The sequence below is a fragment of the Baaleninema sp. genome, assembly GCF_049974805.1.
Lineage (GTDB): Bacteria > Cyanobacteriota > Cyanobacteriia > Cyanobacteriales > Geitlerinemataceae > Baaleninema.
In genome coordinates this window covers 1-17,063 of sequence record NZ_JBNGCO010000103.1, presented here as the reverse complement: position 1 = coordinate 17,063, position 17,063 = coordinate 1, and the positions used below count along the sequence as shown (strand labels likewise).

Annotated in this window: 14 protein-coding genes; 13 read left to right on the top strand and 1 reads right to left on the bottom strand. The window is 54.2% G+C overall.

Features of this window, described 5'->3' with window-relative positions:
• Window positions 1–253 precede the first annotated feature (253 nt).
• The 4 genes from ACP5D4_RS17265 (at window position 254) to ACP5D4_RS17250 (ending at window position 6,415) form a co-directional block, all read left to right on the top strand.
• Entirely contained in the window at window positions 254–4,045 is a 3,792-nt protein-coding gene (locus ACP5D4_RS17265; protein WP_428012857.1) for a choice-of-anchor I family protein, read from the top strand.
• 649 nt (window positions 4,046–4,694) lie between these two features.
• A complete protein-coding gene (locus ACP5D4_RS17260) occupies window positions 4,695–5,573 on the top strand; it encodes an ABC transporter permease (RefSeq protein ID WP_428012856.1) in 879 nt (292 codons plus the stop codon).
• Between the two features lie 86 nt (window positions 5,574–5,659).
• Complete coding sequence (locus ACP5D4_RS17255; RefSeq protein ID WP_428012855.1) at window positions 5,660–6,037, top strand: hypothetical protein; 378 nt, start codon at window positions 5,660–5,662, stop codon at window positions 6,035–6,037.
• 234 nt (window positions 6,038–6,271) lie between these two features.
• Window positions 6,272–6,415 carry a hypothetical protein gene (locus tag ACP5D4_RS17250; RefSeq protein ID WP_428012854.1) on the top strand — a complete coding sequence of 48 codons (144 nt, stop codon included), beginning with the start codon at window positions 6,272–6,274 and terminating at the stop codon, window positions 6,413–6,415.
• Between the two features lie 2 nt (window positions 6,416–6,417).
• Here the strand turns inward: ACP5D4_RS17250 and ACP5D4_RS17245 are convergent, their stop codons facing one another.
• On the bottom strand, window positions 6,418–9,111 hold the full coding sequence (locus ACP5D4_RS17245; protein ID WP_428012853.1) for a phycobilisome rod-core linker polypeptide: 2,694 nt from the start codon (window positions 9,109–9,111) through the stop codon (window positions 6,418–6,420).
• A gap of 308 nt (window positions 9,112–9,419) precedes the next feature.
• Between ACP5D4_RS17245 and ACP5D4_RS17240 the strand changes: the two genes are divergently transcribed.
• The 9 genes from ACP5D4_RS17240 (at window position 9,420) to ACP5D4_RS17200 (ending at window position 16,787) form a co-directional block, all read left to right on the top strand.
• Window positions 9,420–10,610: a class I SAM-dependent methyltransferase gene (locus tag ACP5D4_RS17240; RefSeq protein WP_428012852.1), complete on the top strand. Its 1,191-nt coding sequence runs from the start codon at window positions 9,420–9,422 to the stop codon at window positions 10,608–10,610.
• Window positions 10,611–10,832: 222 nt separating this feature from the next.
• The gene (locus tag ACP5D4_RS17235; protein WP_428012851.1) at window positions 10,833–11,363 is read left to right on the top strand and encodes an ATP synthase subunit I; all 531 of its coding nucleotides are present in this window, start codon (window positions 10,833–10,835) and stop codon (window positions 11,361–11,363) included.
• 27 nt (window positions 11,364–11,390) lie between these two features.
• A complete protein-coding gene (gene atpB, locus ACP5D4_RS17230) occupies window positions 11,391–12,134 on the top strand; it encodes a F0F1 ATP synthase subunit A (protein ID WP_428012850.1) in 744 nt (247 codons plus the stop codon).
• A gap of 93 nt (window positions 12,135–12,227) precedes the next feature.
• Window positions 12,228–12,473 carry an ATP synthase F0 subunit C gene (atpE, locus tag ACP5D4_RS17225; RefSeq protein WP_428012849.1) on the top strand — a complete coding sequence of 82 codons (246 nt, stop codon included), beginning with the start codon at window positions 12,228–12,230 and terminating at the stop codon, window positions 12,471–12,473.
• Between the two features lie 90 nt (window positions 12,474–12,563).
• Entirely contained in the window at window positions 12,564–13,049 is a 486-nt protein-coding gene (locus ACP5D4_RS17220; RefSeq protein ID WP_428012848.1) for a F0F1 ATP synthase subunit B', read from the top strand.
• 84 nt (window positions 13,050–13,133) lie between these two features.
• Complete coding sequence (locus tag ACP5D4_RS17215) at window positions 13,134–13,658, top strand: F0F1 ATP synthase subunit B (RefSeq protein WP_428012847.1); 525 nt, start codon at window positions 13,134–13,136, stop codon at window positions 13,656–13,658.
• Entirely contained in the window at window positions 13,655–14,203 is a 549-nt protein-coding gene (atpH, locus tag ACP5D4_RS17210; protein ID WP_428012846.1) for an ATP synthase F1 subunit delta, read from the top strand. The genes ACP5D4_RS17215 and atpH overlap by 4 nt, the downstream gene beginning before the upstream one ends.
• Window positions 14,204–14,288: 85 nt before the next feature.
• On the top strand, window positions 14,289–15,806 hold the full coding sequence (atpA, locus tag ACP5D4_RS17205; protein WP_428012845.1) for a F0F1 ATP synthase subunit alpha: 1,518 nt from the start codon (window positions 14,289–14,291) through the stop codon (window positions 15,804–15,806).
• Between the two features lie 30 nt (window positions 15,807–15,836).
• A complete protein-coding gene (locus tag ACP5D4_RS17200; RefSeq protein ID WP_428012844.1) occupies window positions 15,837–16,787 on the top strand; it encodes a F0F1 ATP synthase subunit gamma in 951 nt (316 codons plus the stop codon).
• Window positions 16,788–17,063: the final 276 nt, after the last annotated feature.

The window sequence follows — 17,063 nt, the reverse complement described above, 5'->3', positions numbered from 1 at the left end:
GCCCCACCCACGTTTCAGGAGTTTTCCTTCCACTTTTGGTGAGAACGAATCGCACCTAATATGAATATTAAAATAAATAAAAAAAGTATAAAAAACTCACAAAAAACCTAACTAATAATATGAAGTTAATTAATAATTAACCCAAAATTAAACCGAGCATACACCGCAGTTAATTCCCCGATGAGAAGCTGCTGGGGGCGACTCATAACAACGCCTGTAACTGCGGTCTATGTGAGGGGTCAGACACCAAATTATGGCTATCGAACTCAATCCGATCGGTACCTTCCGAACCGGAATTATTGACGAAAGTGCAGCAGAAATTGTTGCCCACGATCCGGCAACGCAACGGCTGTTTGTCATCAACGCCAACAGCGCCTCAGTGGACGTTCTCGACATCAGCACGCCCAGCACTCCCACCAAACTGTTCGACATTGACGCCACTGCCCTCGGTGCGGGGGCTAACAGCGTCGCCGTAGCCAACGGTATCGTTGCCGTAGCCATCGAAAACGAGGATACCCAAGCCCCCGGACTCGTCGCCTTCTACGACGTAAACGGCAACTTACTCAACCGCGTCACCGTGGGCGCCCTCCCCGACATGGTGACGTTCACCCCCGACGGAACGCGGGTTCTCGTGGCCAACGAAGGGGAACCCAACGACGAGTACACCGTCGATCCCGAAGGGTCGATTAGCATTATCGATATCAGTGCTGGGGTCGAAAACGCCACCGTCAGCACTGCCGATTTCCAAGCCTTCAACAGCCGTCAAGCGGAACTGGAAAACGCAGGGGTTCGCATCTTCGGTCCTAACGCCAGCGTCGCCCAAGACCTCGAACCCGAGTATATTGCCGTTGCCCCCACGGGTGACAAAGCCTTTGTCGCCCTGCAAGAAAACAACGCTTTCGCCGTTGTCGATCTTGCCAGTTCCACCGTTGAAAATATTATTCCCCTGGGCTTCAAAGACCACCTCAGCAGCAACAACGCCTTTGACGCCAGCAACGAAGACGGTGCCATCAACATTCAAAACTGGCCGACGTTGGGGATGTACCAACCTGACGGTATCGAATCCTTTCAGGTCAACGGCAACACCTATTACATTAGTGCTAACGAAGGAGATGCGCGAGATTACGACGGCTTCAGCGAAGAAGTCCGAGTAGCCGATTTGACCCTCGACCCGACGGCATTTCCCAACGCGGCGGAGTTGCAAGCTGAGTCTAATTTGGGACGGTTGAAAACCACCAATACCCTCGGCGATACCGACGGAGATGGGGATTTCGATCGAATCTACAGTTACGGCGGTCGATCGTTCTCCATCTGGGACGAATCCGGCAACCTCGTATACGACAGCGGCGACCAACTCGAACGCATCACCGCCCAACTGTTCCCCAGCGTCTTCAACTCCGAAGGGACTCCCGAGAGTTTCGACGATCGCAGCGACGACAAAGGCCCCGAACCTGAAGGGGTGGATGTGGGCGTCATCGACGGTCGAACCTACGCCTTTATCGGCTTGGAACGCATTGGCGGCGTCATGGTGTACGACGTCACCAATCCCGTCGCCCCGACCTTCGTTCAATACGCCCTCAATACCGACTTTACTGACAGTCCCAACAACGACCTCGCCCCCGAAGGCATTAAATTCATCCCCGCCAGCGAAAGCCCCAACGGTAAACCCTTCCTGGCGGTAGGAAACGAAGTCAGCGGTTCCACGACTCTGTTTGAAATTACTCCCCAAAACACCATCGAACCGCCAGACACCGCCTCGAACAAATGGCAAATTCTCCACGCCTCCGACCTTGAAGGCGGGGTAGACGCCATTCAAGACGCCCCCAATTTCGCGGCGGTGGTGGAAGGCTTGGAAATTGACGCCGCTAACCAGGGCATTCACTCCATTACCCTTTCGGCGGGAGACAACTACATTCCCGGGCCGTTTTTCTCCGCTGCGGGAGACTCCTCGATTCGCGACACCTTGCAACAGGTGTACAGCGATTTCTTTGGCGTGGAACTCGACAACATCCGCGAAGGAGTCGGACGCCTCGACGTGACGAACATGAACGTCATCGGTTTCGATGCTTCGGCGCTGGGAAACCACGAATTCGATGCTGGAACTAGCACGATCGAAGATATCGTCGGGACTGACATTCGCGGCGACAGCCTTGGTGACCTGCGCTGGCTGGGCGCTCAGTTCCCCTATCTCAGCGCGAATTTAGACTTTTCTAATAGTAATTTAAGCGGGTTGGCGACGGACGAGATTCTGCCGAATACGGCGTTCGCCTCGACCCCCGATAATCTCGAAGCGGCTGCTGACGCCCCCAAATTCGCCCCCGCGACGATTATCGATCGCAACGGCGATCGCATCGGCGTCGTGGGCGCCACCACTCCCCTCGTGGAAAGCATCTCTTCAACGGGAGACGTGACCGTGGTGGGGTCGAACGCCAACGATATGACGGCGTTGGCTGGGGTTTTACAACCGACCATCGACAGCCTACTCGCCCAAGGCGTCAACAAAATCGTCACCGTCACCCACTTGCAACAGTTTCAACTGGAACGGGAACTCGTACCGCTGTTGCGGGGCGTAGACGTCGCCATTGCGGGAGGTTCCGATACGATTGTCGCCGATAGCAGCGATCGACTTCGTGCAGGTGACACCGCTGACGTCAGTCCCTATCCCTTCATCACCACCAACGCCGACGGCGAACCCGCTGCGATCGTCAGTACCGACGGCGAATATTCCTACGTGGGTCGTCTGGTGGTGGAATTCGACGATAACGGCGTTCTCATCCCCAGCAGCATCGACCCCAACCAAAGCGGTGCCTTCGCCACGGACGACCAAGGCGTTACCGACGTTTGGAACCAAGTGGCACCGGGAAGCGACCCCTTCGCCCCCGGTCGCAAAGGCGGTACGGTGAAAACTCTCACCGATGCGGTGCAAGGCGTTGTTACGGCGAAAGACCAGCAAGTGTTCGGCGAAACCACGGTGTTTATTGAAGGACGTCGGGAAAAAGTCCGGACTGAAGAAACCACTCTGGGAAATCTTTCGGCGGACGCCAATCTGTTCGTGGCGCAACAGTTCGACCCCACGGTGCAGGTTTCGATTAAAAACGGCGGCGGTATTCGCGCCCCCATCGGCGAAGTGGTGGGAGATTCTGGGGAATTGGTTCCGCCCCAAGCCAACCCGCTTTCGGGGAAAGAAACCGGGGAAATTTCGCAATTGGACATTGAAAACACTCTGCGGTTTAACAACGAACTGACTCTGTTAACGCTGACGGCGAAACAGCTTAAAGCGGTTATCGAACATGGGGTTTCGGCCACTGAACCGGGGGCGACGCCGGGACAGTTCCCGCAAGTGGGGGGAATCTCGTTTAGTTTTGACCCCACGTTACCGCCGGGACAGCGGGTGCAGTCCCTGGCGATTACTGACGACAGCGGCGAAATCGTCGATTCGGTGGTAATTGACGGAGAAGTGTTCGGCGACCCCGATCGATCGATTCGCATCGTCACCTTGAATTTCTTAGCGGGTGGCGGCGACAGCTATCCGTTCCCCGAGTTTATCGAGGAAAATGCGGGTTTTGCGAACGTGGTGGATTTGCCGGACGTGCTGACGGATGCGGGGGCGGCGACGGCCGCAGATCCTGGGTCGGAACAGGATGCTTTGGCGGAGTTTCTCCTCGCCAGCGGACCGTTTGTGCAGGAAGAAACGCCGGCTTCGGAAGATACGCGGATTCAAATCCTCACGGAGCGATCGGATACGGTGTTCGACCCGCTGACGGGATTGGGGGTGTACGAGTTAATCGACCTGTTGCGGGAAAACGGCGACGGCAATATTTTCGGACGGTTGGTGAGTTTTATTAATACCACCAACGGCTCGGAAAACGGGTCTTCTCGTCGCAATCGCAGCCGCATGACGTTTGAAAATATCGAATCTGTGGCGTCTGGGGTTTTGGTAGAAACCGCGACGGATTTCAATGATACCCCCGTTCTCAGCGACGGCTTGACGGGCGAGGCTGCACCGTTTGAGGTGACGGCGAACGACAGCAGCAGCGTCCTTTAAGACTGGGTTTTAAATTTCTCTCTGTAACTTCTCTCTAACTTGAACCGAACCGGGTTTCTATCGGAAATCCGGTTTTTTTGGTTTTTAGGGTTAATTAACATATACCAATAAAACAATTTGAAACTACGTTTATCTGTTTTTTGTTAATTTAAATATATTTTAAAATCAAAAGATTCAATATTTTATATATTTGTGATATAATTTTTATGTTTATATTATTAAATAAAATTCGAGGTCTTTCCTAAATTGTTTGTGGTAAATAACTTGTTGAAACTTCATTCCGTTGGTCGATTGTCTGGGTACATTTCAAAAATGTAAATTTATCAGATCGGAGTCTCTACACTGAATTGAGCTGTTGTTGGGTTTCGCTATCGCTCCACTCAACCTACCGCAAACTCATATTTTTACATCCATTGAGATGCACCCGATTGTCTCGCCAGATTCCCGGCATCTCCAAGATGCCGGGAATTTCACACAGCGATGAGACCGATTCGGGATTTTGCCGCGAATTATTTGATATTGCTATAACATAAATCCCCCGAAAAAATCGTCGCGATAGAAAATATTTCGGGGGGTCTGGCTTTTTTCGTTAAAATTGATAAATTGATAAAAACTGTCAAAACACCGCAGTCATCGATTTTTTCATCTTATGAGTACGACTGTTACGCCAACTCGAGCCAACGGGCGATCGGCGATCGCTGAAATCGAGTCGAGAAATCTCGTCGGCGACTTCCTGCAAGAAACCACCGCCCTCACCCGTCGGCTGTTCATCCAACTCCAGCGGCGTCCGTCGACGTTGATGGCGGGGATTATCCAACCGTTGATGTGGCTGGTTCTGTTCGGGGCGCTGTTTCAAAACGCCCCCGAGGGACTGTTCGAGGAAAGTCAGAACTATCTGGAATTTTTAGGGGCTGGGGTCATCGTGTTTACCGCCTTTGCGGGGGCGTTGAACGCCGGACTTCCGGTGATGTTCGATCGCGAGTTCGGTTTCCTCAACCGCCTGCTAGTCGCGCCGCTTTCGACTCGGTTTTCCATCGTCACCGCTTCGGCGATTTATATCGTCGCTATGAGTTTTCTGCAAACCGCCGCGATTTTAATCGCTGGTGCGGTTATGGGGGCAGGATTCCCCGATCTCGTCGGGTTGGGCGCCATCGCCGTCATCCTGTTATTGCTGATTCTGGGCGTAACGGGGTTGAGTTTAGGTTTGGCGTTCGCTCTTCCGGGTCACGTGGAACTCATCGCCGCTATCTTTGTCACGAATTTACCCCTGTTGTTTGCCAGTACCGCCTTGGCACCGCTTTCGTTTATGCCGACTTGGTTGCAGTGGGTGGCCAGTTTGAACCCTCTCAGCTACGCCATCGAACCGATTCGCTATCTCTACCTTCACGAGAATTGGGGGTTGGGTAGCGTCGTCATGCAGGCGCCCTTTGGCGAGGTGACGTTTGGGGCGGCGGTTTTGGTGTTGCTGGGCTTTGCTGTCGTTGCCCTGGCTGCGATCGCGCCGCTGTTGCGCCGTCGCTTCGCTTAATTTTGCCGAAGACTACAATAGAGCTAATTCAGTCGCTCGATCGCGCAAGCGGTGCGTAGCACGTTCGATTTTTTGAGGATATTTTGATGATGAAATCCTTACGATTCGATCGCGTGGTGTGGGGAAGTGCGTTAATTCTAGCGGCACTCGGCATTTTAACTCCCCTGAACACCCACGCGCAAACCGAAGTCAATACTTACAACGAACCCATTTCCAACGATCCCTTTGCTGACGACGCCAACGCTGGCGATCGCAGTCAGTTTGAAGCCGAAGGTGGATTGAATATGTTCGACATCATCCACCGCGCCAACATGGGGTCGGAAATGAGTTTCGATGAATTCGTCGCCGGACAAGAGGCGGAACTCGACAACGCCGCCCAAAGTTTTCGCGATCGTCAGTTGCAACTCATTCGCCAACAAGAGGCGGGGGCTTCTGAAGACAGCGAAACCCCGGACGCTCAATAATTTTGAGTCGAAAAAAACTCGGTTTCTGGGCGGTTCGACCCAAAATTTCGACCCAAGCCAAATTAACGAAAAAGGGCGTCCTCATCGGACGCCCTTTTTCAATGAAGCTTCGGCATTTCGAGGTTAACGGCAAAACCATTTTTCCTCAACACCGAGGCGATCGAGTCTTGACGGTTTGCCGTTTGTTGTCCAACCTCGAGGCAATCTCCCCGAGCCGGTTCGCGATGCACCCTGATGGCAAACCCGTCGAGTTCCACCGTAGATTTACCACGATTTTCCCGACATGAGGAGAGGGGACAAGCCCTCACCCGACTCGCCCCCTCGCGGGTTGCGATCGCGGCATTGAACCGAGCGATCGCACCGTTAACCCAAAACTGACCTTACGAATTGATACCGAACGGCGTCACCGGCGCGAAGCTCGGCACCACCAAATCGTCATTTTGCTTCGTCAGTTGATTGTACAGACGTTCCGTATTGGGGAAGTTCGCCGCCGGAAGCGTCGGGAAACGACGATACGGAACCGTATCTTCGCCAAACGCCTCGATGTACTCAGGGCTGTTAACCATCGCACTGACGAACCCGCGAATCCCTTCCGCTGCCAAAATTTGGTTGTACTTGCGAATTTCAGCTTGATTGAGGGGAGCGCGACCCAAGAAATGCTTGGTTCCCAACTCGATAACCTTGGTGTTGGGATAAGGCGTGTAGAACTGGCGGATATAGAGTTCCGAACAACCCAACCCTTCGATGAACTCTTTGACGTTGATTTCTCGGTTGCTCAGCTTGCTTTCCAGTTCCGTGAATTCCCGTTTGGTGACGTAAGGCTCGATATCCCGCTCGAACACCTGACGGTACGCCGCGCGAACCACCGTTTGCACCTGAACCTTGTCGATGGCGCTGGTGAGCTTGAACACCTTGGTTTGCTGGCGCTGCGGGCTGACCCCTTGCGAGGCGCGGAACTCGATGTTCGGTGCCGTCCGCATCTCGCTGTCGCTGGGGGTTCCCAGTTGCACGAACCGAGGTTCTTCGGGTTCCGGTTTGACCACGATGCCCTTGTCGCCGAGGGTACTCGGACGCAGAGAACGCAACACTTGACCGGCCGGGGTCAAATAGCGCTCGTAAGGCACGGTATCCTCACCGAAGGCTTCTGCGTATTCGGGGCTGTCGATGAGGGTGTCTACGAGGGCATAGAAGCCTTTCTTCGCACAGAGATCGAAGTAGGAATTCATCTCCTGACGGCCGTAGGTAGGACGACCCAAGAGGCGGCGGTGGATGTATTCGATCGCCTTACAAACGTACAGCGACGTCCAGTATTGCTTGCGGAAGGCTTCCGATTTAGCGATTTCCCGCACGAACTCCCGCATGGTGATATCGCCGTTTTCCAAGCGAATTTCCGCCACCGACAACCGCTGTCCTTCGTAAACGTCGCGGCCGAAGACCTGACGGTAAGCCGCTTTGATGATAGCTTGCGTGGAGCTTTCGGCGTATTTGACGCTGCTGCCGTTGCCCGTGGTGAAGCTGGGAACCGGAGACATCTTGAACACTTTCGGTCCGAGAGAACCGGGTTGTTTACCCCGAGCGCCGGGATTGCTCAATTGGTTGTCGATACCCGCACCGCGACGGATGAGGATGCGGCGGGTGTCTTTGCCAAAGGGAGCAGGGGCGTTTTTGGGCGATCGCGTTTCTTTGGGGAAAATCGCGCCGAACTGGATTTCGAGGGGGTCGTTGCCCACGCCGTAAGGATGGCGATCGGGCAGGGGCCGCACGTAGTCCGCATACAGAGTGATGAACTGCGGTACTTTGCGGAAGGGGGCGCTGTATTTGAACAGGTCGAACTGAGCGCCCCAGTTGCGGCATTCTTGAGCTTCTTGTCCGAACCCGCGCAGGTAGGGAACCGTTTCTTCGCCAAAGTAATCCGCGTATTCTTGAGAATCCACGAGGGCGTCTACGAGGGCAGCCCAACCGCTTTCAGAGACGATGGCGAAGTACCGTTGTACCTCTTCGCGAGACGAAGGCGCCCGTCCCAGGATGTGACGGAAGGCCAGTTCCAGGGCGCGACTGTTGATGAACGGCTCGACGAACTGCTTGCGGTACAAGGGGGTTTTGCAGAGTCGGCGCACGAATTCCTTCATGGAAATCTCGCCGTTCTTCACCTGAGATTCCAGGTAAGAAATGCCTTGGCTGTAGGCGCGGGTGATGTCGCGCTCGAAGACTTGGCGATACGCCGCTTTCACGATGTCTTCTTTCTCGCGGAAGGACATCCCCGGCTTCATCGCGAATTTCGATCGCGCTTCGGCGGCATTAGCATAAATCTGCGGCAATGTCAACCCCTGCTGGTCGCTGGAGGGACGCTGGCGCAGTTTGTCCGAGGGGGTGGGCGCGTCGAATTCCGTCAGCAGTACGTCAAAGTACTGTTTAACGATATCGCTGGCTTCGGTATCTTGACGGAAATAGCTCGTAGAAACCGCTTTCATTTCCTGCAACGCCACCACCGTCGCCGCAGAAGAGCAAGCGTTTTCGATGATTTCCCGCAGACCCCGCACGTTCACCGAGATGATGTTGGGGTCGCCGGCCACGATGGCATAGGTCACGTAGCGCAAGAACCAGCTCAAATCCCGCAGGGATTTGGTCATGTTAGCCGGGCCGTAGCGAGCCACGTTGATGGAACGGAACCCCGGAGGCGTCGGGCCGCTGCTGGGGGTGAAGAAGAGGTTTTTCACCCCCGAGAAGATGCTGGTCTCTTCTTCGGCGAAGGTAACGCTTTGCAGGGTACTCGATTGAGACTGACCCGCCATCGCCGGTTCGGGTTCGGGGGGCTTTTCCAAGAAGGACATGGGAGAACCGCCCGTGAAAATGCGGTTCGCCGCCCGCGAGACGATTAAATCTGATTTTGCCGTGAGAATTTGGGCGATTTCGACCCGTTTCGTGCCGGATTTGAAAAAGGTGTCTAATTCGCCTAATTCGTTCCGCCCCAGATAGCGATCTTGCTGTTCGGCTTGGGAGATCGTTGAAACGGGAACGGTTCGGAAGATTTGTTGGCGCACGAGGGTCGTGCCACCACTTGCCTTAACACTCATTCGCTACTTCTATAAAAACGACAGGGCTTGAAAGGAGGTCGGGTAGGGGGGCGAACGGCCGTTCGCTTCTACCTATCCTATTATTGTTGTCCGCATGGGACGTTTCTGTTTTATGGCGCTTCGCGTTGTTAAGATATGTATCAAAACGCCTCGGGGAACTTCAGGCGTGAATATCCTAATTACCGCGACATCATAAAGGATCGCAAGGATCTAAATGAGAAAACGCAAAGTTTTGTAACGTTTCGCTCGATCGCACTCTCGATCGACCCGTCGCTATAATCCCTTCACTCCAGTAGTTTCACAGATTTATGACGCTCAATTCCGAGATTAGCGCTGCCGTCGGACGGCTTTACGATACTTACCCGTTTCCTCCGGAACCGTTACTCGACGAACCGCCGCCGGGATACAACTGGCGTTGGAACTGGGTCGCCGCCTATAACTTCTGTACGGGGCGCAAACCGGAAAGTGAAGCCGTGCGAATTTTAGACGCCGGCTGCGGGACGGGGGTGGGAACAGAATACCTAGTGCATTTGAATCCCGAGGCGCGGGTGACGGGTATCGATTTGAGCGAAGGGGCGCTGGCGGTGGCGCGGGAACGCTGTCAGAAGTCCGGGGCCGATCGCGTGGAGTTTCACCATTTAAGTTTGTACGAGGTCGATGGCCTCGAGGGAGAGTTCGACCTGATTAATTGCGTGGGCGTCCTGCACCACCTCCCCGACCCCATTGCAGGAATTCGGGCTTTGGCCTCGAAACTGGCGCCAGGGGGACTGATGCACGTCTTCGTTTACGCCGAACTGGGGCGGCGAGAAATTTATTTAATGCAGCAAGCCTTGGCGCGGTTGTTGGGCGATCGTCGCGGGGACTTTAAAGAAGGCGTGCGGTTGGGGCGCAAGCTGTTCGCCGCCTTACCGGAAAACAACCGCATCGTACAGGAAGACCGGCGGCGCTGGGCGTTGGAGAACCACCGCGACGCCAACTTCGCCGATATGTATTTGCACCCGCAAGAGGTCGATTACAATATCGAAACCCTGTTCGAGTTAATTGATGCCTCGGAACTGAGGTTTTTAGGCTTTTCCAATCCAGCGTACTGGCAGATCGATCGACTCATCGGGAAAGATGCCGAACTGATGGAACGGGCGGCGCAGTTGAGCGAACGGGAGTTATACCGCACCATCGAACTCCTCGACCCCGAGTTGACTCATTACGAATTTTTCCTCGGTCGTGCGCCGCTGGCGCGATGGGACTGGCAGGACGAGGAAGTACTCAAAGGGGCGACGGCCGAACTCAATCCCTGTTTGCAGGGGTGGCCGAGTCGATCGCTGTTCGATTACAACTATCAAATCGTCGAGTTATCCGAGGAAGAGTTTGCCTTTTTACAAGAATGCCAGGGAGGAAAGCGCACCGTTGGCGAAATTCTCGAAAAGGTGGAAATCGACCTCGACGGCGTGCGATCGCTTCAACAGCGACAACTGGTTGTCCTGAGTCCAAAAACCCCTTAAAACGGGTGTTCAAGAGACTTCTAGCTAACGAGTTCGAGGGATTCCGTTTTTTTTAAGTATTGTTACCCTACCGTGATATGATTGCATCTGGTTTGGATTCGTCCAGACTCTCCTACTCGTCAGCCCGAGGCCAGTCTGTTGCTCCCAAGTGAGTCTCGCGATCGCTTTTCGTGGGTTGGAGTCGTTCTTTCTCGCCTGAAATCGTTGTCGGTGTTTTCGCCTATGCAGCCTCGTTTTCAAGAGGATATTCCCCCCTTGACAACACTCCCTCGTTTTCGTCGATCGGATACTGAGGTCAGCAGCGTTAGTCCTCGATCGATCCCGAAGCGCGTCGAGCGGGAGACCCCGACTTCAGAGCCAGCTTCGACACCAGCCTCCACCGAGTCGGTCGATCCGAACGCGGACTATCACCGACTCAAACTCCGACTCTTTGCACTCACCTTAGTGTTAGCAGGAATCGTCTTTACTTCGGCATGGCTGGCCTACTCGCGGGACGTTGCCCTGAATTACCTCCTCGGTGCGTCAGTCGGTCTCGTTTATCTCAGGATGATGGCCCGAGACGTCGAGCGTTTGGGGAACGTCAAAGCGAAATTGGGCAACGGGCGCCTGGGGCTGTTCGTCGGACTGATCGTCGTGGCCAGCCAGCTAGACTCGCTGCAGATTCTCCCAGTCTTTTTGGGATTTCTGACCTATAAAGTCGCGATCGTTACTTACGTATTGTTTGCGACTTTCGCCCCCGACGTGAAGTCATAAAGGCAACCTGTCAATCGATCGAATAAAATGCTGGACGTACTAAATACCGTTAAGGCTTTCCCCTTGGCGAGCTTGGAGGTCGGTCAACATTGGTACTGGGAAATCGGTAACCTGAGACTTCACGGACAAGTTTTTCTGACCTCTTGGTTCGTAATCACCGTTTTGGTGATAGCCTCTGTTTTAGCGACTCGAAATATCCAAAGAGTTCCCAGCGGACTTCAAAATTTCATGGAGTACGCTTTGGAATTCATTCGCGATTTAGCGAAAAACCAAATTGGGGAAAAAGAGTATCGCCCGTGGGTTCCCTTTGTCGGAACGCTATTTTTATTCATTTTCGTGGCAAACTGGTCTGGGGCGTTAGTTCCGTGGAAGCTTTTCGAGCTACCTGCGAGCGAACTGGCCGCACCGACCAACGATATCAACACCACCGTGGCACTGGCCTTACTGACCTCCTTAGCGTATTTTTACGCAGGAATTAGTAAGAAAGGCTTGGGCTACTTCGCCCGATACGTCGAGCCGACGCCAATCCTTCTTCCTATTAACATTTTGGAAGATTTTACCAAACCGCTTTCCCTGAGTTTCCGTCTATTTGGTAACATCTTAGCGGACGAACTCGTGGTAGCCGTTTTGGTTTTACTGGTGCCACTTTTCGTTCCCTTACCTGTTATGGTATTGGGACTGTTTACGAGTGCAATTCAGGCACTCATTTTCGCTACCCTCGCGGCTGCCTATATCGGCGAAGCGATGGAGGGACACGGAGAGCACGAATAGCTCCCCGCCCCCGAGGTCTGTGGTCGAGACTCAGCCTCGAACCCAAGACACTGATTGTTTGATTCGTCATTTGGATTTCAAAAGGAGAAAACTATGGAACCTTTGGTTGCTGCTGCTTCCGTTGTTGCTGCTGGTCTGGCTGTTGGTTTGGCTGCGATCGGCCCGGGTTTGGGTCAAGGTAACGCGGCTGGTCAAGCCGTGGAAGGGATTGCTCGTCAGCCCGAAGCAGAAGGAAAAATTCGCGGTACGCTGCTGCTGAGTTTGGCATTCATGGAAGCACTCACCATTTACGGTCTCGTGGTGGCGCTCGTGCTTCTGTTTGCGAACCCCTTCGCATAAACAGTTCGTTAACGTAAAGGGGTCAGGCCACCGTTCGGGAGAACGCTCGGGCTGACCCCTTACTACAGTAAGGAGGGTAAAGCATTCGCAATGCATTGGACGACAATCGTACTAGCCACTGAAACGGCACAAGAAGGAGGGTTGTTCGCCTTCGACGCGACCTTGCCCTTAATGGCCCTTCAGTTTGTGATTTTAGTCGCGATTTTGAACGCGGTTTTCTACAAACCCCTAAGCAAGGCTTTAGACGAGCGAGACGACTACATTCGTACTACCGATCGCAGCGCCCGGGAGCGTTTGTCCAAAGCCAAACAGCTTGCCGAGCAGTACGATAAAGAGCTGGCTTCGACGCGAAAACAAGCTCAAGAGACGATCGCGGCGGCCCGAGAAGACGCTCGCCAAATTGCCAACGGTCAAATCGCCGAAGCGCAACAAGAAGCGATTCGAGCAAAAGAAAAAGCGGCGGCAGAAATCGAACAGCAAAAACAGGCCGCCATGGCCGAGTTAGAGCAGCAGGTGGACGTGCTCAGCCGACAAATTCTCGAAAAGCTCCTAGGTTCTGAACTCGTCAAAAGCTAAAACGCGGCGGCGGGCGACATTTCGTCGGTCGTCGAACCGCTCGGGGTTAAAACGTAGCAGTTAAGCGATTATGGGTTAAGAATCATGGAGACTTTTTTGTGGCTTGCCGAAGCAGAGGGCGGTTTCGGCTTGAATTTTGATATTTTCAGCACGAACCTGATCAACCTCGCCATCGTCATCGGCGTTCTGTACTACTTCGGACGCGGATTTCTCGGTAAAATCCTCAACGAACGACGCAGTGACATCGAAACGGCGATTGGCGAAGCGGAACAACAGGCAAGCAAAGCTCAACAAGAGCTGACCGAAGCGAAAAAACGCTTAGAACAGGCTCAGGCTCAAGCTCAGCAAATCCGAGCCGACGCCGAAGAACGAGCCAAAGCCACCAAAGAAGAAATCTTGGCCGAGGCGCAGGCAGACATCGAACGATTGAAAGCCACCGCCGCCCAAGATCTAAAATCGGACGAAAGCCGAGCGGCCGCGCAGCTGAGAGAGCGAGCGATCGCCCTGGCGCTGGAGCGTTCCCAGCAGTATCTCAAAGAGCGCCTCTCGGACGACGATCGCGAGCAAATCGTCGATCGCAGTATCAGCCTAATCGGAGGTAAGGAATGAAAAAAGGCATTTCAGCCGGAGAAATCGTCGAACCTTACGCCAAGGCGTTGATGTCGATCGCGCGGGAACAAGATCTCGTCGATCGCATGGGAGAAGACGTCGGGATGTTGCGCGAGGCGTTGCAATCTTCCCAAGAATTACAGCAGTTCCTCGACAACCCCATCGTCAAGGCCGAATCGAAGAAAAGCGTTTTGCGTCAGATTGCCGGAGACAGCGTACACAGCTACACGCTGAACTTCCTGATGCTTCTCGTCGATCGCGGTCGCATCCTGTTCCTCGACGATATTTGTCAAAACTATCAAGCACAGCTGCGTCAACTGAAAAACATCGTTCTGGCCGAAGTCACTTCGGCCGGCGAGTTGTCCGACGGCCAAAAAGACGCCATCCGCGACAAGGTGAAAGCCTTCACGGGAGCCAGCGATGTCGAACTCGAAATCGAAATCGATCCCGACCTCATCGGCGGTATCGTGATTCGCGTCGGCTCGCAAGTTCTCGATGCCAGCTTGCGCGGTCAGTTGCGCCGCCTCAGCTTGAGTTTGAGCTAACGCCAACAGGTGCTTTCTAGCTCTACTGGTCGTTTTCTACGACGGCCGCCTCGACCAAGAACCGTTCAACGCACGAGACAAGAAAATGGTAGCTATCAGACCGGACGAAATTAGCAGCATCATTCAAAAACAGATTCAGGAGTACGACCAGGAGATTCAAGTCTCTAACGTCGGTACTGTCCTGCAAGTCGGCGACGGCATCGCCCGCATTTACGGTTTGGAAAAAACCATGGCTGGCGAGCTGTTGGAATTTGAAGACGGCACCATCGGTATCGCCCTGAACTTGGAAGAAGATACCGTCGGCGCAGTGTTGATGGGCGACGGCATCCACATTCAAGAAGGATCGTCCGTGACCGCCACCGGAAAAATCGCTCAAGTTCCCGTAGGCGAAGCCCTCGTCGGTCGCGTGGTCGACTCTCTCGGTCGCCCCATCGACGGCAAAGGCCCCATCGAAACCAGCGAAACTCGCCTGATCGAATCGGCGGCCCCCGGCATCATCGAGCGGAAGTCCGTCTGCGAACCCCTGCAAACGGGGATTACCGCCATCGACGCCATGATTCCCGTCGGCCGCGGCCAGCGGGAGCTGATCATCGGCGACCGTCAAACGGGTAAAACCGCCATCGCCATCGACACTATCCTCAATCAGAAGACGGAAGACGTGATCTGCGTCTACGTGGCCATCGGTCAGAAAGCTTCTACGGTGGCGCAAGTGGTGGGCGTTCTCGAAGAACGGGGCGCGATGGATTACACCATCGTCGTCGCCGCCAACGCCAGCGACCCCGCAACTCTGCAATACTTGGCGCCCTACACGGGTGCGAGCATGGCTGAGTACTTCATGTACAACGGAAAAGCCACGCTGGTTATCTACGACGACCTTTCCAAACAGGCTCAAGCGTACCGTCAAATGTCGCTGTTGCTGCGTCGTCCCCCCGGTCGCGAAGCCTATCCCGGCGACGTGTTCTACCTCCACTCTCGTTTGTTGGAACGGGCGGCGAAACTCAACGACGAACTCGGCGGCGGTAGCATGACGGCACTGCCGATCATCGAAACCCAAGCGGGCGACGTTTCGGCGTACATCCCCACCAACGTGATTTCGATTACCGACGGTCAGATCTTCTTGTCCTCCGACCTGTTCAACTCCGGTCAGCGTCCGGCGGTGAACCCCGGTATTTCCGTGTCTCGGGTGGGTTCGGCCGCGCAAACTAAAGCCATTAAGAAAGTGGCGGGTAAGATGAAGCTGGAACTGGCTCAGTTCGACGAACTCGAGGCGTTCTCGCAATTTGCGTCCGACCTCGACGCGGCGACTCAGAAACAACTGGCTCGCGGTAAGCGCTTGCGGGAAATCCTCAAGCAGCCTCAAAGTTCGCCGCTGCCCCTGGAAGAGCAAGTGGCCATCGTTTACGCGGGTGTTAACGGGCTGCTCGACGAGATTCCGGTGGAAAAAGTGGTGAGCTTTACCCAAGGACTGCGCGAGTACCTGCGGACCAGCAAACCCAAGTACGGCGAAATCATTCGATCGACGAAGAAACTGGAAGACGAAGCAGTCAAACTGCTCGAAGAAGCGATCGCTGAATACAAGCAATCCTTCTTGGTGTCTTCGTAATTCCCCACATCTGGTTCTGAATTCTTCGTTATGGCTAATCTCAAAGCGATTCGCGATCGAATTAAATCGGTCAAAAACACGCGCAAAATTACCGAGGCTATGCGTCTCGTGGCGGCGGCGCGGGTGCGTCGCGCCCAAGAACAGGTGATGGGAACTCGTCCCTTCGCCGATGCTTTGGCGCAAGTCCTCTATGGATTGCAGAGCCGCCTGCAATTTGAAGACGTGGATTTACCCCTGTTACAGTCCAAAGATGTCGAAACGGTGGCCATCGTGGTCGTTTCGGGCGATCGCGGTCTGTGTGGGGGCTACAATACCAACGTCATTCGTCGGGCTGAAGCTCGCGCCGAGGAACTGAAAGCAGAAGGGAAAGACTTCACTTACGTTCTCATCGGTCGTAAGGCGATTCAGTACTTCAAACGTCGCAACCAACCCATCAGCGCGACCTTTTCCAACCTCTCGCAAATTCCCACCGCTTCGGAAGCTGGTCAGATTAACGACGAACTGCGAGCTTTGTATCTCTCTGACGCCGTGCAGCGCGTGGAGTTGATTTACACCAAGTTCGTGTCCCTCGTTAGCTCGAAACCCGTCGTTCAAACGCTGTTTCCCCTCGATCCGCAGGGTCTGGCGCCTCAAGACGACGAAATCTTCCGTCTGACGACGCGCGGCGGTGAATTTGAGGTTCAGCGGGAACCGGCGCCCGTGCCTCGCACGGAACTGCCCCGCGACATGATCTTCGAGCAAGATCCGGTCCAAATTTTAGATGCGTTGTTGCCGCTGTACGTGACGAACCAGTTACTTCGGGCGCTGCAAGAGGCGGCCGCCAGCGAACTGGCTGCTCGGATGACGGCGATGAACAACGCCAGTGACAACGCCAGCGAATTGATTCGCACGTTAACGCTGTCTTACAACAAAGCTCGTCAAGCGGCAATTACTCAGGAAATTCTGGAAGTTGTCGGCGGTGCGGAAGCCCTCAGTTCGTAATTCTATTTGGAATTTCGACTGTGGAACCCCACCAACGCGCCTGCTTGTCAGGCGCGTTTTTCGTGTTGGGGGTTCCTGTGGGGGGAAGTTGGCTTGACTACTCCACGCCCTCTGTGTCGCTGGGGGTGAAGAATTTTTGAGATTTAACTTATTGGGTCGATCGCTTCAGTGGTGCAAAAATGTTGCAGAAAATTTTTCGAGATATTGCCTTGACAAAATACATAGGGCTTGCTGAAAAGAAGTGAAAAGCTTACGGCGTAAGGCTTAGAGGAGTCT